This window comes from Catenulispora subtropica (assembly GCF_039531675.1).
GTDB classification, from domain to species: domain Bacteria; phylum Actinomycetota; class Actinomycetes; order Streptomycetales; family Catenulisporaceae; genus Catenulispora; species Catenulispora subtropica.
Genome location: NZ_BAAAQM010000056.1, coordinates 1 through 24,873 on the forward strand (window position 1 = coordinate 1; position 24,873 = coordinate 24,873).

A 24,873-nucleotide genomic window follows, 5' to 3' on the forward strand; every position below is an offset into this window, starting at 1 on the left:
ACCGCAGCCCGCGCGGGGGGTTGGTGATCCCCCGGAGCCGAGGCCCGCCGGAGGCATTGCTTTTGACTTTCCAGCCCGCGAGCCGCGACATGGTCGCTCATCCTGTGTAGGGGCCGCAGGCCACGACCGGCAGTCGCCTTTGCGACCAGATGAGAATCAGTGAACTGCGACTTCCAGCGAGCTTTCAACACCATGGCCGAAGGTCGTAATAATGCCTTTCAACCCACAGGTGAACCGCCGCCCTATCACCGCGACCCGACAACCAGCCACCAGCGATCCTGCCATCGCGATCGCGATCGCGATCGCGACCGCGACCGCCAGCGCCGACGAGTGAGCACTGGCCGCCAGCGCCGACGAGCGAGCACCGACCGCCAGCGCCGACGAGCGAGCACCGACCGCCAGCGCCGACCGACGGCCAGCGCCGACCGCCAGCGCCGACCGCCAGCGCCGACCGCCAGCGCCGACCGCCAGCACCGACCGCCAGCACCGACCGCCAGCACCGACCGCCAGCACCGACCACGAGCGCTGACCCACGAGCACCGACCACCACCCAACCGAGACCCCTACACCCCCATCCCGCGCCCCAGCCTCTCCGTCGCGTCGAGATCGGCACTCACCGCCGCCAGCTTCGCCCGGATGGCGTCCACGGCATCGTCGCCCAGCGCCAGGCGCAGCGGCGGTTCCGGCCAGTCGAGGACTTCCAGCACGGCGGCTGCCGCCTTGGCGGGGTCGCCTTCCTGCGAGCCGTGCGAGTTCGCCAGGGTCTCGCGGGTCGCGCCCGACGTGGATGCGTAGTCGGCGATGCGCGACGCGGCCGGCCGGAGCGCGGACGGGGCGGCGAAGCCGGTGCGGAACGCGCCCGGCTCGACGATCAGAACCTTGACGCCCAGTGGCGCGACCTCCGCGGCGAGGGCCTCGCTCGCCAGCTCCAGGGCGCCCTTCGCCGCGCTGTAGGAACCGACGCCGGGGAACGACAGCAGACCGCCCATGCTGCTGATCTGCACGATCGTCCCGCTGCGGCGGGCCCGCATCTGGGGGAGCACCTGCCGGGTCAGCGCGACAGCGCCGAAGAACATCACCTCGAACGCGTCGCGCAACTCTGCGTCGTTGATCTCTTCGAAGGCGCCGAGGATCCCGTAGCCGGCGTTGTTCACCAGGACGTCTATGCGGCCCGCGGCCTCGATCGCGCGGGTCCGTCCGTCGGCGTCGCGCACGTCGAGTTCCACGACCGTCACGCGGCCGGGGTGCGCGGCGGCCAGTCCGGCCAGCGTCTCCGGCCGCCGGGCCGCGGCGACCACCTCGTCGCCGGCGGCCAGTGCGGCGTGGGCGAAGGCCAGACCGAAACCGCTGTTCGCGCCGGTGATGAACCAGCGGCGGGGCGCCGCGGAGGAGTTCTCGTTCATGACTCCATCGTCGGCGGCCGCGGGTGGCCCCGGTATGGCCCGAAGGTGGAACATCGGAGGGTGACCATCGCGCTGCCCGGACCCGCGCCGAAGCCGCGGCCGCTGCCCGCCGACGAGCCGCTGAGTCCCGAGGACTACCGGCGCGCGGTGGGGGTGGTGGAAGCCGTGGATCAGTCCACCGACCTGGCCGAGTTCCGCGAGCGGCTGGTGCGCGCGCTGAAGAGCTGGTTCGGCTTCCTGGGTGTCACGGTCCTGCACGGCGACACCGCGGCCGACGCCCTTCAGCACGGCTGCGGCGTGCAGTCCGGCTACTCGGCCGAGTTCATGGCGCGCTACGCCGACGGCTGGATCGTCGAGGATCCCTTCCGGTCCGAGGAAGTCCTGGCCCAGCTGGCCGCCGTCGGCGTGCTGCGCCTCGGCGACGTCGCCGCCGACTCCCGTTTCGTGCGCCAGTACCTGCGGCCGCACGGCATCACCGACAAGGCCGCGATGCTCATCGAGGCCGGGCCGTCCGGCGTGCTGCTGGTCAGCGTGGCGGTGCGGGACGGCGTCCCGCGCGTCCCGGACCGCGACCTGGCCGTGCTCCGCGTCCTGCGCCGCCACCTCGCGCCGCTGGCGGTCGAGCAGCTGGCCCGGCACCGGGCCCGGGCCGCGCGCAACGAGTGGCAGCTCACGCCCCGGGAGTGGGACGTCGCCGACCTCGCCGCGCAGGGACTGACCAACCGCCAGATCGCCGGCCGCCTGTTCATCGGCGTGGACACCGTGAAGAAACACCTGACGCGGGTCCTCGCCGCCACCTCCTGCGCCAGCCGGACGCAGCTCGCCGTGTTGTTCAATGCGCGCGACACGCCGGTGTGAGGGCAGAGGAGCCCGACGGTCCCGGGGGCGGTCTACGCTCGGCTGTTGAAAACGACATTCATTGTCGAAAACTGTCCGGAGTGGACCGAGAGAAGGAGGACCCGCATGTCCCTGGACGTCGCGCCGACCCTGCTGCGCCAGGCCGAGGTCGGCGAGGTGGACGCGGAGGACTTCGCCGCCACGGTCGCGGCATCCCTGCCCTACGCCTACGCCCTGGTCGAGAAGCTGGCCGCGGACCTGGAGTCCGGTGACCCGGCCCGGGAGTTCGCCGACAACGTGCACGGTCCCACCGAGGCCGAGCGCGGGCAGCTGCTGCGCGCCCTGGCCTCGGACGCGATCCGCGGCAGCCTGGAGCGGCGCTTCGGTGTGAAGCTCGCGTTCCAGAACTGCCATCGCGTCGCGGTCTTCCGGCCGGAGGCCGCCGGTTCGCAGACGCACCGCGGGTTCATCTCCGAGCGCGCGCAGGTCCTGAACCAGTCCCCTGAGTTCCGCGACTGCTGAAGTCGCGGGAAGCCTCGGGGCGGCGGTCCCGCCCCGGGGCCGGTGCCGTGCTCAGACCTCGCTGAAGGAGTGGAGGACCGCGATGATCAGCAGCGTCCAGAACGCGGCGGAGATCAGCGAGCACACCAGCCCGGCCACGGCCATGCCCTTGCCGTCCTGGCCCATGCGGTTGCACTGCGAGATCCCGACCGCGCTGAAGATGATCCCCAGCAGCGCGACGACCGGCGCGGCGAACCAGACCCAGAAGAACACCAGGCTGACGATCCCGAGCACCATCCCGGCCACCGCCATGCCGTTCGTCTTGCGGGCCAATCCCGGCGGCCCGTAGTAGGGCGGGTAGCCGGGCGGGCCGTAGCCGGGCTGTGGTCCGTACGGGGGAAATCCGGACGGTCCAGGCGGCATCGGCCCCGGTCCAGGCGGCATTAGCCCCGGTCCAGGCGGCATCGGTCCCGGTCCGGTCGGCATCGGCCCCGGTCCGGGCGAGGGGTACTGTGCGGCCGGGAAGCCCGGTGCCGTGGGCGGGACGTCGCTGATCGGGGTGCTCCACGGATCGCCTTGCGAATAAGGGTCCTGACCATGGCCGGGCACCCGGTCGCCGTACCCCGGTCCACCTTCAGCGTCGTAGCTCATCAGCGCTCTGCCTCCCCATGACCCGCCGGCCGCCCGCTCCCGAACCCGCCCAGTATTCCGCCCGTCGTCCCCTGTGACCATGCCCTACGCGGGCTTCAGCAATCCCCCGAGTCCGGCCCGCGTCGCCGCCACGATCAGCAGATCGCCCGCCGTCAGCCTCCGGCCCCGGTCGGCGCCCGACCAGTCGAACTCCCGGCTCCCGCTCCGCCGCACCGCCAGCACGCGGGTCAGCCCCGCCCGGTCCAGCTCCCGCTGTGCGACGCCGACCAGCTCCGAGCCGGCTTCCACCGCGACCTCGGCGATGAGCAGGACGTGGCGGAACACGGACAGCGTCCCCAGCACCTCGCGGCCCATCATCGCCGCCGCGAACGCCGGGGCCGCCAGGTACGACACCGAGCGTGAGGCCGTGTTGCCGAACTCCTTGTACACGTGCGACGCGAAGTCGTCGTCGAACAGCCGCACCACCACCCGGACGTCCGGGTTGATGGCCCGGGCCTCCAGGGCCGCCTCCAGATTCGCCACGTCGTCGCCGGTCACCGCCACCACGGCGCGGGCCCGCGCGATCTGCGCCCGGCGCAGGGCGTCGTCGATCGGCCGGTCGCCGGTCACCACCGGGACGTCCAGGCCGCGGGCGGCGGCCATGCCGCGGGCCTCCGGATCGCGCTCGACGCCGACCACCGGGACGCCCAGGGCGTGGAACAGCGTCGTGACCCGGGTGCCGGCGTTGCCGAGACCGACCACCACCACGTGGCCGCGCAGCCCCGCGCTCGGCTGCCGGGTGCGGACGTTGCGGCGTGCGGCCGTGCCCTCGACGAAGACCGCCGTCACCACCGGCATCAGCACCACGCCGGACAGCGTGAGCGCCACTTGGAACACCCGCTGCCAGCTCCCGCCGACCGCGCTGGGCTGTCCGTACACGTCCGGGACCGCGGAGCCCGCGACGTCCAGCAGGCTCTGGTACAGCGCCCAGCCGAGCGGCCGGGCCAGCAGCCAGATGCCGGTGAACGCCACCAGCAGGGTGAGCACCGCGACGATCAGGACGGTGCGGAGTTTGGCGCTGGTGAAGAAGCGCAGTGCGTCGGCGGCGCGCCAGAGCAGGCGGGTCATGGCCGGGGCCTGGTTCCCCGCCGAGTCGGTGTGGGAGATGTCGAGGAACTGCAGGGCGGCGTGCCGTGGGGAGCGTTCCTGCAGCGCCATCCACTCCTGGGCGCGGCTGCGCGCGGCGGTGGCGGGCAGCATCTTGATCTTCTTCGGCCGGTCGCGGTCGACGTCGTCGGCGACCAGGAACGGCGTCTGGCGCATGTCGATGTCCGGGCCCATGGCGATCCACAGGGACCGCCCGCCCGCGGTGACCGTGTGCGGGCGTCGCAGGGCGGCGTTGACGAAGGCCGGGGCGGCGGTCGCGGAGGCCGACAGGACGGTGCAGTCGGCGACCAGCTGAGCGATGTGCCGGCCCAGCCGCTGGTTGAACATGCGGATCACGATGCCGATGCCCGGTTTCAGGGCCGCGGCCCGCATGGCGGCGTGGATGTTCGTCCGGTCGTCCCCGTCGACGAAGGCGATGGCCCGGGCGCGGTCGATGCCGGCCTCGCGCAGGGCTTCCTCGGTCACGTGCGCGCTGATGACGGCGTTCCCGGTGCCGACCGCCCTGGCGATCTGCACGGTGTACGGCGTCTCCTCGGCCGGCACGATCGCCGCCGCGTTCGCGTCGTACTGCTCCGTGAGTTCGACCGCCAGGCGGTACGCCAGAGCGTTTCCCCCCACCACGATGAAGTGGTCTGACATGCACGAAGGCTAGCCGCCGTGGGTTAACGCACGGCGGCCAGGGGGCCTTCGTCAGGGGCGCATCTCGTAAGCACCGGACAACTGCGCCACCCGCTCCCAGATCCGGCTGAAGCGTTCCTCGTCCACGACCGGCTTGCGGATCGCGCCCAGCGCCCACTCCTGCTGCGCCGGGGTCGAGGACGGCTTGCCGTGCAGGGCGACGGCGTACTCGGAGAAGTCGCGGATCAGGAAGTCGAAGATCTGGTCCACGACTTCATCGGCCAGTCCGGTCAGGCGGGCCTGCTCCAGCACCAGCTGGCCGTAGACCACCAGGGTGAACAGGTGGCCGACGTTGAGCAGGAAGTCGAGGTCCTTCTGCTGCGCCTCGTCCGGCGGGCAGGTGGCCAGGAACCGCGTCAGCGCCTCGGCCTGCTCGGTGAAGCGCGCGACGTTCGGGACCGCCGCGGCCTGCCGGTAGGCGGCGCGCCAGTCGTGGAACCGCACCTTGCCCAGACCGCGCGCCGGGCCCTGCCGGAACAGGAAGGCGTCGTCGGCGGCGTCCGTGCGGGTCGGGACTTCGGGGTAGTCCTGAGGGTTGAACAGGTAGTTCGGCATGAACTTCAGCACCAGCGCGAGGTTCACGTGGACCGTGCCCTCCAGCTTCGGCAGGGCCCTGATGTAGTGGGTGGCGCCGTTGAAGTAGGTGTCCTTCTCGAAGCCGCGGGCCGCGATCACGTCCCACAGCAGGTCGACGACCCGCTCGCCCTCGGACGTCACCTTCATCTTGGTGATCGGGTTGAACAGCAGGTAACGGCGGTCGTCCGGACCGGCGCTGCGGAAGTAGTCCACGGCGCGGGCGCTGAACAGCTTCATGGCGACCAGGCGCGCGTAGGCGTCGACGAAGGACGCGCGGACGTGGCCGAAGTCGGTGACCGGGTGGCCGTAGAGGATGCGGTTGTGGGCATGGGTGATCGCCTCGTAGAACGAGTGCTCCGCGATGCCGACGGAGGCCGTGCACAGGTTGAACTTGCCGATGTTCACCGTGTTCAGGGCGGCGCTGAAGGCGTCGGCGCCGGTGTGCAGGATGTCGGCCTCGGTGACCGGGTAGGCGTTCAGCGTGAACTCGCTGACGAACATCTGCGAGTCGACGACGTTCTGCACCAGCTCGAACTTCTCGTGGGGGCTGTCGACGGCGAAGAAGACGTAGCCGTCCGGCCCCTCGACGTCGGCCCGGCGGCCGAAGACCGAGACCAGGCCGGCCACGTTGCCGTTGCCGATGTAGTACTTGCCGCCGGTGGCGGTGTAACCGCCGTCGCCGTCGGGAGTGAGGATCATGTCGGTGCTGTAGACGTCGGCGCCGTGCTCCTTCTCGGAAAGGCCGAAGGCGAAGACGTGACCCTCGTCCAGAAGCCGCGCCGCACGCTCCCGGGCGGCGGCGTTCCCGCTCATCCACACCGGCCCGAGCCCGAGGACGGTCACCTGCCACGTGTACCAGTACGGCAGGCCGTAGAAGCCGAGGATCTCGCTGAGCGCCGCGTTGCGCGCGGTGTCCCAGCGCTGGTCGGCCGCGGCGGATCCGAAGGCGTTCGCCGCCGGCGTCTGGAAGGTCGCGAACAGCTTCTCCTCGGCCGCGAACTCCAGGAAGTCGGCGTACCAGACCCGGTCCAGGTCCTCAGCGATGAGCCGCTGCTTCCCCCGCCCCTCGAACCAGTCGATGACGGCGTTGAGCAGCCGCTGGGTCTCCTCGTCGAACTGCGAGGGGTCGAACGTGCGCGGGTTGAACAGCGCGGCCGGGTCGTGAGTCATGGCGTGATGCTACCAGCGGGTAACTTGGCGGACCGGCAGGTGTGAGCCGGGACACTGGGTGTCGCCGGCTGACCGGCCGACCGGCCGACCGGCTGACCAGCCGACCGGCCGCCCGGGTCAGCCGGCCGCCCGGTCAGCCGCCGGGGGTCCATCGCATGAGGAAGTCGGGAAGCCGCTCCATGTTGTCGCGACCGTCGGTGGCCTCGACGACGGCGAAGCCGTGGCGCTCGTAGAAGGCCCGGGCGTCGGCGTTCTCCTGGAACACCCACAGGGACAGGCCACCGGGACTGTGCCGCTTGACCGTGTCGAGCAACAACGTCCCGATGCCCCGACGGCGGACGTCCGGCCGCAGGTAGAGGTGTTCCAGCATGTCGCCTTCGAGGGCGGCGTACCCGAGCACCTCATCGCCCTGGGCATACACCCAGACCCGGCACTCGGTGAGCACGACGTCCTCGACCCACCGGGTGACCTCGTTGTGCGGGCGGCTCTGCGCCACGGGCAGGAACGGCATCGCCGCCGCGCGCGCGTCCATGTGGATCCGGGCGACCGCGGCCGCGTCGGCCGGGGTCGCGAGCCGGATCCCGGGCGCTTCGCCATCGTTCATGAGCACGAAGGCTAGCGTCCCGCGCCGGGAATCCGTCGCCCCGGGCGAAGGTGAGGATGCGTCGGGAAGGTGATGGAAATCGGCGTCAGGGGCGGGCCTGGCAAGCCGGATGAACTGCCTCGACCTGGTTGGTCGTGGCTGTTCAGCTTGGCCGCGCAGCGGTCAAGGCACCGGCGCCGCCAGGATCGTTCCTGGCGTTGATTTCCGCGGCGGATTCCCGGCGCGGGACGCTAGATCACCGGTAGTTCGCGCGCGTCCGGATTTTCGAGATCACCAGCAGCACCGCCAGCGTGATGGTCATCATCACCGTGGTCACGGCCGCCGCGACGAACTGGTGGCCGCGGTCGTCGAGGGCGTAGATGCGCAACGGGAGCGTGGTCCAGTCGGCCGAGTAGACCATCGCGGTCGCGCCCAGTTCACCCATGGACAGCGCGAAGCACAAGGCCAGTGATCCGGTCAGCGCCGGCAGCAGCAACGGCAGCTTCACGCGCAGCAGCGTGTAGTACGGCCGCGCGCCGAGCGAGGCCGCGGCCTGCTCGTAGGCCGGGTCCAGACGCGTCACCGCGGCCGAGACCTGTTGGAACGCGTAGGCCGTCACCAGGATCGCGTGCGCCATCACGACGATCGTGTTGGTGCCGTTCAGCAACACCGGGCCCTGGGAGAAGGCCACCAGCAGCGCCAGGCCCACCACGACCGACGGCACGGCCACCGGAAGCATGAACACCGTCTGGATCAGGGTCTTGCCGACGCGGTGGCGGACCGCGTCCAGGGCCAGCGCGGCCCAGGTGCCCAGGGCCAGCGCGACGAGGCTCGACGCCGTGGCCGTGATCAGCGACGTCTCCAGACCGTCCAGCGGGTCCTTGTGGAAGGCCGCGGTGATGTTGGAGAACGTGTACGACGACGGGAACGCCCCGTTCCACTGCCGCGTGAACGCCGCCAGCACCAGCACGCCGAACGGCAGCACGAACAGCAGCAGGAAGAAGAACCCGAAGACCGCCCACGCGATCCTCTGGGCCCTACGCGTGTAGAGCAGCACGACGGCCTCCAGACATCCGGGCGAGGAGCACGCGGTAGCCGGCGAACAGCGCCAGCGACAGCACGACGTTGACGACCGCCAGAGCGCAGGCTCCGGCGTAGTTGGTCTGCTCCTTGGCGAAGTTCTCGATCAGGACGGGCAGCGTCTGGTACTTGGCGCCCGTGAACGACACGATGCCGTACTCGTTCATGGTCAGCATCAGGACCAGGGAGCCGCCGGCGAACAGGGCGGGCAGGGCCTCGGGCAGGATCACCTGCCACACCACGCGGCCGGCCCGCGCACCGAGCGACGCGGCGACCTCCAGCTGCCCGGAGTCCAGCTGGGAGAAGGCGGTCAGCAGCGGGCGCATCACGAACGGCGTGAAGTAGATCAGCTCGGCCAGCCAGATGCCCCACGGCGAGTACTCGATGAAGTCGACCGGCGTGTCGTGGGCGCCGCCGGTGAGCGAGGAGGCGATGTGGTTCACCATTCCGACCCGGCCGTACAGGAACATGATGGACACGGTGATCAGGAACGACGGGAACGACAGGAACACGTCGACGAACCGTGACACCGCGCGCGAGCCCGGGAACGGCACGAAGGCGATGATGAGCGCCAGCAGGAAGCCGAGCACCAGACAGCCGGACGTGGAGTACACCGCCATCTCGATGGTGTTCTTCACGACGGTGCGCGTGCCGGGGTCCTTCACCGTGTCCGAGAACGACGTCGTGACCTTGAACGGGTTCGCCGGGTCCGGCGGGCTGCCCTCGAACGCCTGCTTCACCACGAGGTACAGCGGATAGAGGAACGCCGCGGCCAGCAGCAGAACCGGGGGAGTGGACCACAGCCACGCTGTCGCCGGGCGCTTCTTCGGCGCGGGGCCGGTCGGCCGGGCACCCGGCGTGACCGGCGCAGTCGGCGGAAGCTCGGTGACGGCGCTCATCGCGCGCCGCCCTGCGCGGGTATCAGCACCGCGTCCTCGGCCGAGAAGTGCAGCCACACCTCGTCGCCGATGCCCGGCGGGTTCCGCAGCTCGGTGGTGTCGATCCGGACCTCGTGGCCGTGCACCTCGGCGAACACGCGGTGCGCGGAGCCGCGCCACTGGACCTCGGTCACCTTGCCGGCGAAGGCGTTGTCGTGGTGGTCGGCGGCGGCCAGGTCCACGAGGTGCGGCCGCAGGCACAGGACCCGCTCCTCGCCGGCCGCGGCGGCCTCGGCGCAGCTCGCCACCACCGGATCGGCGCCCTCGGCGATCCGCACCGTGGCCCGGAACGAGCCGTCGGCGTGCGGCGCGCATGCGGTGACTTCGACCGGCAGCAGGTTGGAGTTGCCGACGAACCCGGCGGCGAACTCGGTGCCGGGCCGCTTGTACAGCTCGCGCGCCGTGCCCACCTCGACCAGGCGGGCGTCGTTCATCACCGCGATCCGGTCGGCCAGCGTGAGCGCCTCGATCTGGTCGTGGGTGACATACAGGATGCTGACATCGGGCAGCTCCCGGTGCAGCCGCGCGAGTTCGGCCAGCATCCCGCTGCGCAGCTGCGCGTCCAGGGCCGACAGCGGCTCGTCCAGGAGCAGCACCGAGGGCTGGATGGCCAGCGCGCGGGCGATCGCGACCCGCTGCTGCTGTCCGCCGGACAGTTCGCGCGGGTAGCGCTTGGCGTACTGGGACATGCCGGTCATCCGCAGGGCTTCGGCGACCCGTTCCGGGATCAGGGACTTGGCGACCTTCTGGGCCTTGAGCCCGAACGCCACGTTCTGCTCCACGCGCATGTGAGGGAACAGTGCGTACTGCTGCACCACCATGCCCAGGCCGCGCTTGTACGGCGGCAGGTCGGTGACGTCCCGGCCGCCGGCATGGACCCGGCCGGAGGCCGGCCGCACGAACCCGGCGACCGCGCGCAACGCCGTGGTCTTGCCCGAGCCGGACGGGCCGAGCAGCGCCACCACCTCGCCCGGCGCGACCTCCAGCGAGAAGGAGTCGAGCACGACGGTGCCGTTGTAGGCGACGGTCACGTCGTCGAAGCGGATGCCGCCGCCTCGGGGGCTCGCTGATCGTCGGTCCGGCCGGCCTGCTTCGGCTTCGGCTTCGGTCATGATCACTCCTGTGCGGTTCGGGGTGCGTACGGAAACACGGGTAGGTGCCCCGCCCCGTGTGTCGGAGCGGGACACCTGGCGGTGCTAGTCGTCGTGCGGGGTCACGGTCAGCTCGGGGTGCCGGTGGCCTCGTCCCAGGCCTTGACGTCGCTGTTGTAGTTCTTGGCCACGTCGTTCCAGTCGACCGGGAAGACCGTCACGCCCTGCAGCAGGCCGCTGATGGACGCGAAGTTGTCGTCGGCGGGCTTGACGTCGGTGCGCGCCGGGAAGCCGTACGCGATCTTCGAGGCGTCCAGCTGGGCCTGCTCGGAGAGCAGGAAGTCGATCAGCTTCTTGCCGTTGTCGGCGTGCGGCGCGCCCTTGACCAGCCCGGCCATGTAGGGCAGGGAGAAGGTGGTGGGCTTGCCGTCGGCGCCGGCCAGGAAGAAGATCTTGGTGTTCGGGTACTGGGTCTTGCTGTCCACGTAGTTCATCTGGACGTCTCCGTTGGCCACCAGCAGGTCGCCGGTGTTGACCTTGGACTCCAGCTTGCCGGTGGACTTGGACGGGCCGACGTTGTTCGCCTGCAGCTTCTTGAAGTAGTCCCAGGCCGCGTCCCGGCTGCCGAAGTCGTGGATCGCCTTGATCATCACCGCGGTGCCGTCACCGGCCACACCCGGCGTGGAGTACTGCAGCTTCTTGGCGAACTTCGGGTCGAGCAGGTCGTTCCAGGTCTTCGGCGGGCCGTCGGGCAGCTGCTTGGTGTTGTAGATGAAGGACAGGTAGTTGCCCATGACGGCTTCCCACTGGCCGCTCTTGTCCACCAGCGACGGGTCGACCTTGTCCACACAGGCCGGGCTGTAGGCCTGCAGCAGGCCGGAGGCCTGCGCCTTCTGGATGAACGGCGGCAGCGTGACGATGACGTCCGCCTTCGGGTTCGCCTTCTCCGAGTCGACCTTGGCCTCCACGCCGCCCGAGCCGTCCTCGGAGTAGTTGACGTGGATGCCGGTCAGCGCGGTGAACTTCTTGAACTCGGCGTTGTACCAGTTGTTGTCGTCCTTGGTGTCGTACAGGCCGTCGGCGCTGTAGATGGTCACCTCGCCGCCGGAGCCGTCGGCCTTGGGCGCGTCGGTCGGGGCGGCGGCGCCCAGGGCCGGGCACGAGGCGGCCGGGGCGGCGGCCGGGGTGGTCCCGCCGGCCGAGCCGGCTGAGCCGGCCGCGCTGGCGGACTTGGAAGAGGAGCAAGCCGTCAGTCCGGTCAGCGTCAGCCCCCCGACGGCGAGGAGCGCGCCGAGGCGGCGGGACAGTACTTGCGACATGGGTGTGCCCTTCTGGCTGGATATCTCCGGGTTTCGTGTGACTCGGAGCCGTACCTTCGCGGCTGCAAGTGACTGACAGGCGTTCGCCTGGTGAACATTCGTGTCCGGGCATGGCGTGGCAGGCGGTCTTCCGTGCTCCGCAGTGTTCCGCCCGCAGGCAGACGGGCCAACCGCCTTACCGGCTATGGAGCCCATAGCCGAACGCTTCAGCGCAGGCCGGCGCCATGTGTCACCCGTCGGTTAACGCACTGTTCATCCCCACCGGGCTCCATAGCGGGGCGCTATCCAGTCCATGCCGAAGAGCGGTCTTGGCGAGAGCGCACGCTCACCCCAAGGTAGGAACCATGGTTGATCAACACCCTGTCCGCCCCGAGCACCTCGGCAACTTCGTCGGCGGCGCCTGGGCCCCGGCCGTGTCCGGCGGCACCCGGCCGAACGTGAGCCCGGCCGACACCTCCGACGTCGTCGGCCACTTCGCCGAGTCCACCGCCGCCGACGCGGCGCGCGCGGTGGACGCCGCCGAGGCCGCGCTGCCGGCGTGGCGGGCGCTGGGGCCGATCAAGCGCGCGGAGTTCGTGCGCCGGGCCGAGCGGATCATCGGGGAGCGCGAGGACGAGTTCGCCCACGCCGTCAGCCGCGAGCAGGGCAAGCTCCTCAAGGAGGCGCTCGGCGAGGTGCGCCGCGGGATGGCGATCCTCGACTTCACCGCGGGGGAGGGGCGCCGGCTCAACGGCTCCACCACGCCCGCCGAGGAGCCGCGGACCGTCGCGATGACGTTCCGGCAGCCGATCGGGGTGGTCGGGCTGATCACGCCGTGGAACTTCCCGTTGACCATCCCGATCTGGAAGGTCGCGCCGGCGCTGGTCGCCGGGTGTACCAGCGTGCTGAAGCCCTCGCCGTTCACGCCCCATTCCGCGGCGCTGCTGGTGCAGGCGTTCGCCGACGCCGGGCTGCCGGCCGGGGTGCTGAACCTGGTGCAGGGCGACCGGGAGCCCGGCGAGGCGCTCACGAACGACCCGCGCGTGGCCGGCATATCGTTCACCGGCTCGCTGCCGGTCGGCCGGGCCATCCACCAGGCCGGGGCCGGGCGGCTGATGAAGACGCAGCTGGAGCTCGGCGGCAAGAACGCCGTGCTGGTCCTGGCGGACGCCGATCTCGACAAGGCCGCCGCGGCCATCGTGTTCGGCGCGTTCGGCCAGGCCGGGCAGCGCTGCTCGGCCACCTCGCGCGTCGTGGTGGACACCAGGGTCAGGGAAGCCCTGCTGGAGAAGGTCGTCGCGAAGGTCGCCGCCCTCAAGGTGGGCCACCCGTCCGACCCCGCCGCGGAGGTCTGCCCGGTGGTGAACGAGGACCGGATGAACGCCTGCCTGGACGCCGTCGCCAAGGCCCAGAAGGCCGGGGCGAAGGTCGCGGTCGGCGGCGGCCGGTTCACCGACGGCGTCCCGAACGGGTACTACGTCCAGCCGACCGTGCTGCGCGACGTGCCGTGGGACTGCGAGATCGCCCAGGAGGAGATCTTCGGCCCGGTGCTGTCGGTCATCGACTGCGACGGCTTCGACGACGCCATGCGCATCAGCAACTCCGTGAAGTACGGCATGTCCGGCACCATCTTCACGCAGAACCCGGCGCACATCTTCGAGGCGCTGGAGCGCTTCGAAGCGGGCATGCTGCACGTGAACCGGCCCGGCGTCGGCGCCTACGCGCACCTCCCGCACATGGGCGCCAAGCAGTCCCAGTACGGCGCGCCCGAGTGCTCGCCGGAGGTCTGGGACTTCTACACCGAATGGCGGTCGGCGTGCATCAGCTTCTGACCAAGGCCCTCGTCCTGCCGGCGGCCGAGGCCGTCGAGCGGTTCGTCGAACCGGGCGCGGTGCTGGGCCTGGGCGGCCAGAACATCAACCGCTGCCCGATGGCGCTGGTGCACGAGGTCGTGCGGCAGCGCATCGGCGAGCTCACGGTGGTGGGCTGCAACCTGTCCCTGCCGCTGGACTTCCTCGTGGCCGCCGGCCTCGTGGTCCGCACCGAGCAGGGCAGCGGCAACCTGGAGAAGTTCGGGACGCTGTTCACCTGGCGCCGCGCCGTCGAGGCCAACCGGATCGCGGTGCGCGACTACTCGCACCTGTCCATGGCCTCCCGGTTCCTGGCCGGCGCCATGGGCCTGCCGTTCATGCCGGTGCGCTCGCTACTGGGCTCCTCGGTGCTCGAGCGGCTCGTCGCGGAGGACGACGCGGTCGTCACCGCCGACCCCTGGAGCGGCGAACCGGTGGTGCTGGTCCGCGCCTGTACGCCGGACGTCTCGCTGATCCACGCCAACGCCGCCGACGCCGACGGCAACGTCGTGATCGACGGCGTCACCAGCCACGAGATCGACATGGTCCGCGCCTCCCGGCACGTGATCGTCTCGGTCGAGGAGGTGCTGCCGGCCGGCGCGTTCGACGACCAGCCGGAGCGCGTCACCATCTCCGGCGCCTACGTCAGCGCGGTCGTCGAGCAGCCCTGGGGCGCCTGGCCGACCAGCGTCTACCGCCGCTACGACTACTTCGAACCGGACATCGACGGCTACCAGAAGATCGCCAAGGCCGGTGACGAGGGCCCGCGCGCCTTCCTCGCCGGGACCGTGGAGTCCCACCCCGATTTCGACGCCTATCTGGCCGCGACCGACCCCGACGGCTCGGCGCGGACCGCGATGGCCGAGCAGATGCGGAGACTGCTGTGACCGTCACCGAACCCGTCGCCCCCGGGCACCTGGAGCCGCCCGGGGCCCTGCCCCGGGAACTCCTCGTCTTCGAGGGCGCGCGGCAGATCGCCGACGGCGACTGCGTGATCGCCGGCACCGGGCTCCCGCTGCTGGCCGGGCTGGTGGCGCAGCGCACGCACGCGCCGGACGCCCGGCTGCTCATCGAGTCCGGCGTGGTGTTCCCCAAAGTGGTGCCCACCCCGCTGTCCGTGGTGGACCCGCGGATCATGCACGCGCCGTCCAAGCTCGGCTCGCTGATCGAGTCGCTCGGCGGGTTCGTGCAGCGCGGCCTGGTCGCCACCGGCTTCCTCGGCGGCGCGCAGATCGACGCCCGGGCGAACATCAACTCCACCTGGATCGAGCGCGGCACCGGCCGGGTGCGGCTGCCCGGCAGCGGCGGGGCCAACGACATCGCCTCGCACTGCGCCACCATCGTGGTGCTCACCAGCCACGAGAAGCGCCGATTCCCCGAACGCTGCGACTACGTCACCTCGCCCGGCTTCCTGGACGGCCCCGGCGCGCGCCGCCGCGCGGGCCTGAACCCGGTGCGGGTGAAGGTGGTCACCGACCTGTGCGTCATGGAGGGCGACGACACGGTGGGCGAACTCACCGTCAGCGCCCTGATGCCCGGCGCCACCGTCGAGGAGGTGCTGGCGAACACCGGCTTCACGCCCCGCGTCGCCGACACCCTCGGCGTGGTCGCCGCGCCTTCCGCCGAGCACCTGGCGCTGCTGCGCGACGTGCTCGACCCCGAGTCCCGCTATTTCCCCGAACGACTGAAGAACGGAAAGCGCTGAGATGGCCGAGAGCACTGAGAAGACCCCCTTCCACTGGAAGTCGAATATCGCGTGGAAGAACCGCGACCGGATCGTGGTCCGCGGCTACGACGTCAACGAGCTCACCGGCAGCCTGGACTTCGGCCAGATGCTGTTCCTGGTGCTGAAGGGCGAGCTGCCGACCGAGGCGCAGGCGAGGATCACGAACGCGATGATGGTCTCGCTCGCCGAGCACGCCATGTCCCCGTCCTCGGCCACCGTCCGCTTCGCCACCGCCGGCGGCGCCGAGCTCAACGGCGCGGTCTCGGCCGGCGTCGCCGCGATCGGCCGCCTGCACGGCACCGCCGACCGGCCGGCGGCCATGTACATCGGCGTGGAGAAGCGCGCCGAGGACGAGGGCCTCAGCATCGAGGAGGCCGCCGCGCTCACCGTCCGCGAGATGCGTGCCCGCCGCGAGAACATGCCCGGCTTCCACCACGCGCAGCACATCCGGGACCCGCGTACCGTGCGCCTGCTGGAGCTCAGCGACAAGTGGGGGATCAGCGGCACGTACGTCGCCATCGCCCGCGCCATGGAGGACGCCACCGAGGAGGTCTTCGGCCGCCGGCTGTGGATCAACGGCCCCGGCGCCATGGGCTGCATCGGCTTGGACGCCGGCTACTCGCCGCTGGAGATGAAGGCGATGTTCATCACCTGCCGGACGCTGTCGCTGTGCGCGCACTCCATCGAGGAGTCGACGCGGGAGAAGGGCTGGCGCGCCTCGGAGAACTCGGACATGGTGCAGCCGCTGTCGCTGCAGATGCAGGGGCCGGACTGGTACGACGGCCCGGCGGACCGTCATCTGCCGGGCGACCTCGTCGGATAGTTCGAGAGGACGCTGTGGTCGCCCGTCCTCCTCGCGTCGGGCGGAAGGTCTGCGGCTGGTGAGATGGTTTACGCCCCTACGCGGTGCTGGGCTCGTGGGGCCGGACGCGCGCCGGTTGTTGGAATCGGTGTCCAAGGCCGACTACTACGCCATTGAGGCGATGCGGGTCGAGATGGCGTATCCCGGAGCCCTCCGCACCAAGGCCTGACGAGGCACGACGGCAAGACCTGACGGCAAGGCATGACGAAGCCCCCGCGAGCTGGCTCGCGGGGGCTTCGTCGCGCTGTTCCTGCGTTCGGGGATCAGCCGTTGACGGCGCGGACCTTCTCCGCCTGCGGGCCCTTCGGGCCCTGGGTGATCTCGAACTCGACCGTCTGGTTCTCCTCGAGGTTCCGGTAACCCTGACCCTCGATGGCGGAGAAGTGGACGAAGACGTCCGGGCCGCCGCCGTCCTGGGCGATGAAGCCGTAGCCCTTCTCGCCGTTGAACCACTTGACCGTGCCAGTTGCCATGCTGCGTTCTACCTCGGAATCACTCCCGCTGTCCGCGGGACCGGTGGTTGGGTACCCGCGCCTGTCGCGCCGATACCGGTCGAGCTTGGAGTGAGTCCCGATGTGCTTCATGAACCGACTGCCCAGTGCGACCGTGCGTCACGGTAGCATCACATCGGCCATCACGCCGAGTGAAAGTTGAAGGCCGTGGCCGTGTCGTCACCCTCGTGGCGGACAGATCATCACGGTTTGCGTGCTCTTGCCCGACTCCTGAGCGTCAACTCGGGGATATCCCCGGGCCTCAGAGCGACTCGCCGAAGAAGCGGTACGCCATCTCCGTGTGGAGGGGGAACGCCAGCGGCTGCGCCCGCTCGACGACCACCAACTCCTGCGTCTCGCCGTTCGACAGCGCGGACACCTTCTCCGGCGTCAGCCCGTCCAGCTCCGCGATCGGCCGCGGCCGGACCCGCCCGAAGATGAGGATGACGTGCCGGGGGGCGCTCAGCACGTCGGCGAGCTCCACCTCGTCCACCTCGGCCCGCAGCCCGGTCTCCTCCCACAGCTCGCGCACCGCGGCCTGCTGCCAGCTCTCCCCCTCCTCGATGAAGCCCCCGGGCAGCCCGACCTCACCCACTTGCGGCTCGATGCCACGCCGCACGGTCAGCAGCCCGGTCCGCCCGTCACGGCCGATCACCGGCATCATCACCAGCGCCACGGGCAGCGGGTTGATCCAGGTCGTCTCGCCGCAGTGCGCACAGACGCGGGGCCACGGCGCGCCCGAAGGGTAGGCGGTGCCGCAGTAGGAGCAGTGGGAGTTGTGGACTGGCATGGTTCATCAGCGTACGCCGACGCCGGTAGCCGGGACGCTCCGGTCCTGGGCCGCAGGGGTTTCCAGCTAGGTGCCGGGAGCGGCCACCGGTCGGGGAGCCGGACGGGGGCGTCCCCGGGGGGCTGTGAGGGCTGGAGGGGGACCGTGCCGGGCGGGCGGGGCCGGAAGGGTGGAGCAGACTGCTCCGGCGGGTTCTGGGGCGCTACGGGGTCTATGAGGCCTCCATCGCCGCTCCTGCCGCAGCGTCCCTCACGCCACCGAGAACTCGATCGGCTCCGTCGACGACAGCCGGACCCGCCCCGTCACCGCCAGGTGCCGCAGGTGCGACCCGGCCTCGCCGAGTGCCAGGTGCCGGGCGAACGTGTCCAGCCGCTCCCAGCCCTTGTTCCACTCCATGCGCTCGGCGATCGCCCACAGCGTCTTCGGGCCCGCCGCCAGCTGCTCCTCGATCTGGGCCAGGCGCCGCTCGTGGTGCTCGGCGATCTCGGCGGCGCGGGCGGCCACGCCGTCGAAGGGTGCGCGGTGGGCCGGAAGGGCGCGGGTGGTGGGCAGGCGGGACACCTTGTGGAGGGAGGCCAGGAAGTCGCCCAGCGGGTCCGAGGTGCCGGCCACGTGGTCGTCGTAGACCGTCACCACCGGGGTGATGCCGGGCAGGACGTGGTCGCCGGTCAGCAGTTCGCCGGTGTCCTCCAGGTGGAAGCAGGTGTGGCCGGGGGAGTGGCCGGGCGTCCAGATCGCGCGCAGGGCGCGGCCCGGCACGTCCATCAGCGCCCCGTCCTCGATCAGCACGTCCGGCACCGCGGGCTTGGCGCCCTGCGGGATCGCCGCGCCGGCGCTCGCCACCGCCTCGGCCGGGGCGCCGCAGAGCTCCAGCAGGGCCTTGTAGCGCTTGGTCCACGGGCCGCGCTCGGCGGTGCGGACCATCTCGACCACCTTCGCGTCCTCGGCGTGCAGGGCGACGCGGCAGCCGCTCAGCTCCCTGATGCGGCCGGCCAGGCCGTGGTGGTCGGGGTGGTGGTGGGTGACCAGGACGGCGTGCACGTCGGAGACCGACGTGCCGATCGCCGCGAGGCCGTCCTCCAGCGCGGTCAGCGAGACCGGGTCGTCCCAGCCGGCGTCGACCAGGACCGGGCCGCCGGCCCCGGCCTCCAGGGCATAGACCAGGGTGTAGCCGAGCGGGTTGTCGGGGAACGGCACCCGGATCGACCAGACACCGGGGGCCTCGGCGACGACGGCGTCGGTCATGGGGGCTCCTTTGGTTCACGTGATGTAGGAACACGTTCTCATAAGTACTTAGCGAGGCGAAAGGTTCCCCGGCCCGGAGCGTCATTGAGCTTCACCATCGAAACTGATATCTGTTCTAGTGGCTGCCGCCTGACGGTCTTTCAGCTGAGAGGGCACACTCATGGGCACCGTGACCGAGCACGCGAAACTGTTCATCGGCGGCTCCTACGTGGATCCGGCCACCGACGCCACGCTGGAGATGATCTCCCCGGTCACCGAGGAGGTGTTCGGGCGGACGCCCGAGGCCGCCCCGGCCGACATGGACCGCGCGGTCGCCGCCGCGCGCCGGGCGTTCGACGAGGGCCCGTGGCCGCGGATGAGCGTGGCCGAGCGGGTGGAGATCCTGCGGAACCTGCGCGACCAGTACGAGGCGCGCTCCGACGAGCTCGCGCGGCTGATCAGCTCCGAGACCGGATCGCCGTACTCGTGGTCGATCCTGGCGCAGGTGTGGGCTCCCATCATGATCTGGGACTACTTCCTGACCATGGCGGCCGACTACCCGTGGGAGGAACTGCGCCAGGGGCTGCTCGGCCCGACCGTGGTGCGCAGCGAGCCGGTCGGCGTGGCCGCGGCGATCGTGGCGTGGAACGTGCCGCAGTTCATCACGGTGAGCAAGATCGCGCCGGCGCTGGTGGCCGGCTGCGCGGTGGTGGTGAAGCCCTCGCCGGAGACCGCGCTGGACGCGTACATGCTCGCCGACATGGCGATCGCGGCCGGGCTGCCGGAGGGGGTGCTGAACATCGTGCCGGCCGGGCGCGAGAACAGCGCCTACCTGGCCGCGCACCCGGGGCTGGACAAGATCGGGTTCACGGGCTCGACGGCGGGCGGGAAGGCGGTGCTGGCCGCGGCCGCGCCCCATCTGACCCGGGTGACGTTGGAACTCGGCGGGAAGTCGGCGGCGATCATCCTGCCCGACGCGGACCTCGCGACCTCGATCCCGGGGCTGCTGCCCAACTCCTACATGAACAACGGCCAGGCGTGCGTGGCCCAGACGCGGGTGCTGGTGCACCGGGACCGGTACGCCGAGACCGTCGAGGCGATGGCCGAGGCCGTCAGGGCCCTGAAGACCGGGGATCCCCTCGATCCCGGCACGCAGGTCGGTCCGCTGGTGGCGCGGCGGCAGCGGGACCGCGTCGAGGCGTACATCGCCAAGGGCGTCGGCGAGGGCGCGCGGGTGGTGGTCGGCGGCGGCCGGCCGAAAGACCTCCCGAAGGGGTGGTTCGTCGAGCCGACGCTGTTCGCGGACGTCGACAACCACATGGTGATCGCGCAGGAGGAGATCTTCGGGCCCGTGGTCGCGATGATCCCCTACGCGGACGAGGACGACGCGGTCCGGATCGCGAACGACTCGGACTACGGCCTGTCCGGCTCGGTGTGGTCGGCCGACACCGAGCACGCCCTGGGGGTGGCGCGGCGGGTTCGGTCCGGGAACTACGGCGTCAACACCTTCGGCATGGAGTTCAACGCGCCGTTCGGCGGGTTCAAGCAGTCGGGGATCGGACGCGAGTTCGGGCCCGAAGGGCTCAGGGCATACCTGGAGACGAAGACCATGCACCTGCCGAACGGCTATACCCCGGAAGGGTTCTAACCGGTGTCAGATACCAAGTGGCGCGTGACTGTCGATACGGACCTGTGCATCGGTTCGGGTGGGTGCGTTCTGCGGGCGCCTGACGGGTTCGAGCTGGACGCGGCGCGGCAGTCGTGTCCGCGGCACGAGGTGATGGCGTCGTCGGAGGCGGTGCTCGACGCCGCGGAGAACTGTCCGGTCGAGGCGATCACGATCGTGGAGGAGGAGAGCGGGCGGGCGGTGTTTCCGCCGGAGGAGTGAGGCCGTCGCCGCGCCGGCCACTATTCCTTGACTCGGTCATTGACTGAGTCAAGCATCGGCCCCTACCGTGGACGCATGCTGGATCTCGCGCCCGCGGTGGCCGCCGTACGCTCCTTCAACCGCGCCTACACGAAGCTCATCGGCCTGCTGGACGAAGGCCTGGTGAAGAGCCCTTACACCCTGACCGAGGTCCGGGTGCTGTTCGAGATCGCCCACGCCGGCCCGGACGGGGGGAGCGTCCCGCGGATCCGCGAGGACCTGGGCCTGGACGCCGGGTATCTGAGCCGCATCCTCGCCCGGTTCGACGAGGAGGGGCTGGTCGTCAAGGGCCGGGCCGCGGAGGACGCGCGACGGGGGACCGTGGCGCTGACCGAGCGCGGACGCTCGGTGTTCTCAGGGCTCGACGACCGTTCCGGCGAGCAGGTCGCCGCACTGCTGTCGCGGCTGGGAGCCGAGGACCGCGGGCGGTTGGTCGAGGCGATGGTGCAGGTCGGCTCGCTGCTGGAACTGGAGGTCGGAGCCGGGAGCGAGGTGACGCTGCGGGCACCGCGCCCCGGCGACTACGGCTGGGCGGTGGAGCGGCACGGGGTGCTGTACGCGGTCGAGCGGGACTTCGACGAGACGTTCGAGGCCGACGTCGCGCGGATCGTGGCCGACTACGCGTCGTCGCACGACCCGGAGCGCGAGGCGTTCTGGATCGCGGAGGCCGGGGGACGGCGCGTGGGGTGCATCGCGTGTGTACGGCGGCCGAGCGAGGACGGGGTCGAGACCGCACAACTCAGGATTCTGCTGGTCGAGCCCTCGGCACGGGGGCTGGGGGTGGGCCGCCGGCTGGTCGAGGAGTGCCTCGGGTTCGCGCGCAAGGCGGGGTACCGGCGGATGGTGCTGTTCACGGTGGACGGGTTGAGCGCGGCGCACCGCATCTACCGGGACGTCGGGTTCGAGGTCGTGCATCAGGAGGCGGTCGAGGTGTGGGGGCACCATCTGGTGGAGCAGGAGTGGCGGATGGAGCTGGGATAGCTGAGCCCGGCCTGGGACTGAGGCGGGTCGGCGCGGTGTCGGTCGGCAGCAGGTCGGCGCGGCGCCAAGTCGGCGCGGCGCCAAGTCGGCGCGGCGCCAGGTCGGCGGTGACGGCGGTAACGGCGGTAACGGCGGTGACGGCGCGGCAGGGTGCGCGGCGGATGGCAGGATGGTCCCGCCATGGACCTGCCTGCCGATCTCGCCGCCGCGCTTGAAGCCGCCACCGCCGACCTGTCACTCCGTGAACTGGAGGCGTCGGTCGAGCGATTGATCATGCGTTATCGGACGCCGGGGCGCGCGGCGCGGCCGATCCTCGCCGGGAGCGTGGATGCCGCCGCCTACGCCGCCTACCGGATGCCCGCCACGTGGGGCGCGGTGCGGGCGGCGCTCGGCGCGGTCGCGGAGCGCGTCCCGGAGCTGGGTCCGCGGAGCCTCGTCGACGTCGGCGGGGGAAGCGGGGCCGCGGCGTGGGCGGCGAGCGGGGTCTTCCCGTCGCTGAAGGACATCGTGGTCCTGGATCAGGTCGGCGATGCGCTGGAGCTCGGGCGCCGGCTGGCGCGCGACGCGTTCTCCGGTGCCTTGCGGCACGCGGAGTGGCGCCAGGTGCGGTTCCCGGCCGAGATCCCCGAGGCCGATCTGGTGACGGTGTCCTACGTCCTGTCCGAGCTGTCGGCCGAGGACCAGGACGCGCTGGTCCGGGCCTCGGCCGTCGGGGCGGGGACGATCGCGGTCGTCGAGCCCGGTACGCCCGACGGTTACCAGCGGATCATGGCGGCGCGCGATGTGCTGATCGCGATGGGGCTGCGAGTGGTCGCGCCGTGTCCGCACTCGGGCGCGTGCCCTCTGGCCGGCACGCGGGACTGGTGCCATTTCGCAGCGCGGGTCCACCGGTCGCCGTTGCATCGCCGGCTCAAGGGCGGAGATCTGGGACACGAGGACGAGAAGTTCGCGTACGTGGTGGCGACTCGCGTGCCGGTGCCCGAGTCACCGGCACGCGTGTTGCGGCATCCGCAGATCCGCAAGGGTCTGGTGATGATGCAGCTGTGCGAGCCGGACGGCGCGACGGCTCAGACGCTCGTCTCCAAGCGTCAGGGCGACACCTATCGCGCGGCCCGGGACGTCGACTGGGGCGACCTGTGGCGCGGATCGGCTGACTGACCACCGGCCCGCGCCGCGGCACCACCTGCTTCAGTCCCGCACGTAGCGCACCCGCCGGTCGGCGGCCGCCTCCGCCTCCGCCCGCTCCCGCCGCACCGCCGCGGCGCGCGCGATCAGCTCCTCGGGGTCCGGGCGCGTGGTGTCCAGCTCCCGCTGGCGCCGCAGCACGTACGTCCCCGGGCCGATGCCCGAGTACGCGTGCTCCGGGTGCGCCAGGTACGCGGTCGCGTCCGTGCCGACGGTCAGCACGCCGATGTCCAGCCCCTCCTCGGGCGCCGGGTCGAACGTGACCGTGCCCTCGGCGAGCAGGGTGTGGGTGTGCCCGCCGAACTCACCGCGCACGACGGCGACGCCGTCGCGCGGCACGGGGGTGGCCGCCGGGGCCTGCGCGGAGCGCGGGACGACCATCACGTCGCCCTGCGCCTGCAGGCCGGTCAGCACCGGGATCGTCATCTCGCGGTCGAGGTGCTCGTCCACGTCGATGCCGTGGAGCTCGATCGCTTCTGCCAAAGTCCGCACGTTCTCCTCCGGGAGGTTCGTGGTTGTCAGGCCCGGCGCTGCAGCTGCGCGTATTCGTCGGCGGTGAGGCCGTAGCCCCATGCGGCGGCGCCCAGCGCGGTGCCGACGGTCACCGGGACGAGCAGGCCGAAGGTGTGGCGGCCGCCGTCCAGGTCCACCGAGCCGTTGGTGCAGACCAGCACGTGGGCCGGCGTGCCCCAGACCTTGCCCGGCACCGAGTGCAGGCTCAGCCACTGGCCGGGGTTGCCCGGGTCCGGGCATTCGTCGAGCAGGGTCAGCTCCGCCTCCTCGGTGAAGCGGGCCCAGCCCATGGACTCGATCGCGCACCGGCGGACTTCGACGTTCGGCTCGGTCGCGATGCGGGCGACGGTCGGTTCCAGGACCGCCCACCGGGGCACGACGCGGCCGTGCCAGAAGTAGGCGGAGAAGCCGCCGTCGGGGTAGGCGAGGGCGGGGCCGTCCTCGGCGTGGAGCCGGCCTTCGCGGTCCAGGGCGCGGACGGAGGGGCGTTCGCAGACGACGGCGACGTCTTCGAACGGCCACCACCAGCCGGCCGAGCGGGCCACGCGGGCGATGCCGTCGACGGGGCGGAAGGGGGTGGTGTCGTGGTGGAGGCGGGTGAAGAGCTGGTTGTCGAGGCGGCCCAGGGCGTCGAGGAGGGCCAGTTCCTCCAGGTGCTCCTGCTGCCCCAGGGCCCAGTCCAGACACTCCTTGACCTGGAGGTACTGGGGGGTCCGGTAGCGGAGCCACTGGGGGAGGTCCTTCTCGGGCGCGCCGACGGCCTCCATGGCGACGCGCACTCCGCGCTTGCGGTAGTCGACGCGGCCGTGGCTCCAGAAGGCGTGCAGGCCCCAGGTCGCCATGGACGCCTCGATCCGGGTCTGGGTGGCACGCCACTCGGACTGCAGGACGAACGGGTCGCGGGGAACGGGCGTCTTCGGGCTGCGGGTGGTGAAGGTGAGGCCCAGGGCGGCGGAGCGCGTGGCGGACTCGACGCGGCCGGTCGGGAAACGCGTCGCCGCGTGCGCCTGGTCCCACGCGCGGTTGGTGTAGACCAGGGACGCGGCACGCCGCCCCCGCTGACGCGCCTCGGACCAGACCATTCCGGAGGTCCGGGTACCGCGGTTCGCCAGGACGGCCGCGACGACCGCGCCCAGTGCCGGGTCCGGCACCCACACGACGGTGCGGGGCGGGGTCAGGCCGGCGCTGTCGTAGGCGAGGGCGATGCCGAACTCGGCCTCGTAGCGGTCCGCGGGCAGGGTGCAGGACTGCGCGTCGAGCCACTCCTGGCGGATGGCCGCCAGCGCCGCGGTCCGCTCGGTAAGCCGGGAAATCCTGGATCCCATGTCGTCACCCCCTGGCGACCGATGGTGACAGGGGATTGCGATGGCGG

The 24,873-nt window shown here is 71.3% G+C and carries 25 protein-coding genes; 10 read left to right on the forward strand and 15 right to left on the reverse strand.

What is annotated here, in order from left to right:
- Window positions 1–156: 156 nt before the first annotated feature.
- Entirely contained in the window at window positions 157–540 is a 384-nt protein-coding gene (locus ABD466_RS35000; RefSeq protein ID WP_344661538.1) for a hypothetical protein, read from the reverse strand.
- 23 nt (window positions 541–563) lie between these two features.
- Window positions 564–1,403, reverse strand: a complete 840-nt coding sequence (locus tag ABD466_RS35005) for an oxidoreductase (RefSeq protein ID WP_344661539.1) — start codon at window positions 1,401–1,403, stop codon at window positions 564–566.
- 60 nt (window positions 1,404–1,463) lie between these two features.
- Between ABD466_RS35005 and ABD466_RS35010 the strand changes: the two genes are divergently transcribed.
- Both ABD466_RS35010 and ABD466_RS35015 read left to right on the forward strand, forming a co-directional pair.
- Window positions 1,464–2,261, forward strand: coding sequence for a helix-turn-helix transcriptional regulator (locus ABD466_RS35010; protein ID WP_344661540.1), 798 nt, complete (start codon window positions 1,464–1,466; stop codon window positions 2,259–2,261).
- 105 nt (window positions 2,262–2,366) lie between these two features.
- On the forward strand, window positions 2,367–2,762 hold the full coding sequence (locus ABD466_RS35015; protein ID WP_344661541.1) for an SCO5389 family protein: 396 nt from the start codon (window positions 2,367–2,369) through the stop codon (window positions 2,760–2,762).
- Between the two features lie 51 nt (window positions 2,763–2,813).
- On the opposite strand, the gene ABD466_RS35020 is transcribed toward ABD466_RS35015, so the two are convergent.
- The 8 genes from ABD466_RS35020 to ABD466_RS35055 form a co-directional block, all read right to left on the reverse strand.
- A complete protein-coding gene (locus ABD466_RS35020; RefSeq protein ID WP_344661542.1) occupies window positions 2,814–3,164 on the reverse strand; it encodes a DUF4190 domain-containing protein in 351 nt (116 codons plus the stop codon).
- Between the two features lie 312 nt (window positions 3,165–3,476).
- Window positions 3,477–5,177 (reverse strand): NAD-binding protein, encoded by a 1,701-nt coding sequence (locus tag ABD466_RS35025; RefSeq protein WP_344661543.1) that lies wholly within the window; start codon window positions 5,175–5,177, stop codon window positions 3,477–3,479.
- 51 nt (window positions 5,178–5,228) lie between these two features.
- Window positions 5,229–6,962 carry an acyl-CoA dehydrogenase family protein gene (locus tag ABD466_RS35030; protein WP_344661544.1) on the reverse strand — a complete coding sequence of 578 codons (1,734 nt, stop codon included), beginning with the start codon at window positions 6,960–6,962 and terminating at the stop codon, window positions 5,229–5,231.
- A 133-nt stretch (window positions 6,963–7,095) separates the two neighbouring features.
- On the reverse strand, window positions 7,096–7,566 hold the full coding sequence (locus ABD466_RS35035) for a GNAT family N-acetyltransferase (protein WP_344661545.1): 471 nt from the start codon (window positions 7,564–7,566) through the stop codon (window positions 7,096–7,098).
- Window positions 7,567–7,801: 235 nt separating this feature from the next.
- Window positions 7,802–8,602, reverse strand: coding sequence for an ABC transporter permease (locus tag ABD466_RS35040; RefSeq protein ID WP_344661546.1), 801 nt, complete (start codon window positions 8,600–8,602; stop codon window positions 7,802–7,804).
- Window positions 8,583–9,524, reverse strand: coding sequence for a 2-aminoethylphosphonate ABC transporter permease subunit (locus ABD466_RS35045; protein WP_344661547.1), 942 nt, complete (start codon window positions 9,522–9,524; stop codon window positions 8,583–8,585). Before ABD466_RS35045 ends, ABD466_RS35040 begins: the two co-directional genes overlap by 20 nt.
- Complete coding sequence (locus tag ABD466_RS35050) at window positions 9,521–10,675, reverse strand: ABC transporter ATP-binding protein (RefSeq protein ID WP_344661548.1); 1,155 nt, start codon at window positions 10,673–10,675, stop codon at window positions 9,521–9,523. The genes ABD466_RS35045 and ABD466_RS35050 overlap by 4 nt, the downstream gene beginning before the upstream one ends.
- A gap of 107 nt (window positions 10,676–10,782) precedes the next feature.
- On the reverse strand, window positions 10,783–11,973 hold the full coding sequence (locus tag ABD466_RS35055) for a 2-aminoethylphosphonate ABC transporter substrate-binding protein (RefSeq protein ID WP_344661549.1): 1,191 nt from the start codon (window positions 11,971–11,973) through the stop codon (window positions 10,783–10,785).
- 344 nt (window positions 11,974–12,317) lie between these two features.
- Between ABD466_RS35055 and ABD466_RS35060 the strand changes: the two genes are divergently transcribed.
- The 4 genes from ABD466_RS35060 to ABD466_RS35075 are packed head-to-tail and all read left to right on the forward strand — an operon-like array spanning window position 12,318 to window position 16,351.
- Window positions 12,318–13,784 carry an aldehyde dehydrogenase family protein gene (locus tag ABD466_RS35060; protein ID WP_344661550.1) on the forward strand — a complete coding sequence of 489 codons (1,467 nt, stop codon included), beginning with the start codon at window positions 12,318–12,320 and terminating at the stop codon, window positions 13,782–13,784.
- Window positions 13,769–14,689 (forward strand): CoA transferase subunit A, encoded by a 921-nt coding sequence (locus ABD466_RS35065; protein WP_344661551.1) that lies wholly within the window; start codon window positions 13,769–13,771, stop codon window positions 14,687–14,689. Before ABD466_RS35060 ends, ABD466_RS35065 begins: the two co-directional genes overlap by 16 nt.
- The gene (locus ABD466_RS35070) at window positions 14,686–15,507 is read left to right on the forward strand and encodes a CoA-transferase subunit beta (protein ID WP_344661552.1); all 822 of its coding nucleotides are present in this window, start codon (window positions 14,686–14,688) and stop codon (window positions 15,505–15,507) included. The genes ABD466_RS35065 and ABD466_RS35070 overlap by 4 nt, the downstream gene beginning before the upstream one ends.
- Before the next feature lies 1 nt (window position 15,508).
- The gene (locus tag ABD466_RS35075) at window positions 15,509–16,351 is read left to right on the forward strand and encodes a citrate/2-methylcitrate synthase (RefSeq protein WP_344661553.1); all 843 of its coding nucleotides are present in this window, start codon (window positions 15,509–15,511) and stop codon (window positions 16,349–16,351) included.
- Window positions 16,352–16,653: 302 nt separating this feature from the next.
- Here ABD466_RS35075 and ABD466_RS35080 read toward each other — a convergent pair whose 3' ends face one another.
- The 3 genes from ABD466_RS35080 to ABD466_RS35090 all read right to left on the reverse strand — a co-directional run bounded on the left by ABD466_RS35080 (window position 16,654) and on the right by ABD466_RS35090 (window position 18,916).
- A complete protein-coding gene (locus ABD466_RS35080) occupies window positions 16,654–16,863 on the reverse strand; it encodes a cold-shock protein (RefSeq protein WP_344661554.1) in 210 nt (69 codons plus the stop codon).
- Between the two features lie 280 nt (window positions 16,864–17,143).
- Window positions 17,144–17,671: an NUDIX domain-containing protein gene (locus ABD466_RS35085; protein ID WP_344661555.1), complete on the reverse strand. Its 528-nt coding sequence runs from the start codon at window positions 17,669–17,671 to the stop codon at window positions 17,144–17,146.
- Window positions 17,672–17,920: 249 nt separating this feature from the next.
- The gene (locus ABD466_RS35090; RefSeq protein WP_344661556.1) at window positions 17,921–18,916 is read right to left on the reverse strand and encodes an MBL fold metallo-hydrolase; all 996 of its coding nucleotides are present in this window, start codon (window positions 18,914–18,916) and stop codon (window positions 17,921–17,923) included.
- Between the two features lie 160 nt (window positions 18,917–19,076).
- Here ABD466_RS35090 and ABD466_RS35095 point away from each other — a divergent pair, with 160 nt between their 5' ends.
- The 4 genes from ABD466_RS35095 to ABD466_RS35110 all read left to right on the forward strand — a co-directional run bounded on the left by ABD466_RS35095 (window position 19,077) and on the right by ABD466_RS35110 (window position 22,961).
- Window positions 19,077–20,543, forward strand: coding sequence for an aldehyde dehydrogenase (locus tag ABD466_RS35095; RefSeq protein ID WP_344661557.1), 1,467 nt, complete (start codon window positions 19,077–19,079; stop codon window positions 20,541–20,543).
- Window positions 20,544–20,567: 24 nt separating this feature from the next.
- Window positions 20,568–20,783, forward strand: a complete 216-nt coding sequence (locus ABD466_RS35100; protein WP_425558825.1) for a ferredoxin — start codon at window positions 20,568–20,570, stop codon at window positions 20,781–20,783.
- A gap of 75 nt (window positions 20,784–20,858) precedes the next feature.
- Window positions 20,859–21,803 (forward strand): bifunctional helix-turn-helix transcriptional regulator/GNAT family N-acetyltransferase, encoded by a 945-nt coding sequence (locus ABD466_RS35105; protein WP_344661559.1) that lies wholly within the window; start codon window positions 20,859–20,861, stop codon window positions 21,801–21,803.
- Window positions 21,804–21,983: 180 nt separating this feature from the next.
- Complete coding sequence (locus ABD466_RS35110; protein WP_344661560.1) at window positions 21,984–22,961, forward strand: small ribosomal subunit Rsm22 family protein; 978 nt, start codon at window positions 21,984–21,986, stop codon at window positions 22,959–22,961.
- Between the two features lie 30 nt (window positions 22,962–22,991).
- Here ABD466_RS35110 and ABD466_RS35115 read toward each other — a convergent pair whose 3' ends face one another.
- Together ABD466_RS35115 and ABD466_RS35120 are read right to left on the reverse strand one after the other, a co-directional pair.
- A complete protein-coding gene (locus ABD466_RS35115; protein ID WP_425558826.1) occupies window positions 22,992–23,471 on the reverse strand; it encodes a hypothetical protein in 480 nt (159 codons plus the stop codon).
- A gap of 35 nt (window positions 23,472–23,506) precedes the next feature.
- Window positions 23,507–24,826, reverse strand: a complete 1,320-nt coding sequence (locus ABD466_RS35120) for a DUF6745 domain-containing protein (protein ID WP_344661562.1) — start codon at window positions 24,824–24,826, stop codon at window positions 23,507–23,509.
- Window positions 24,827–24,873 lie beyond the last annotated feature (47 nt).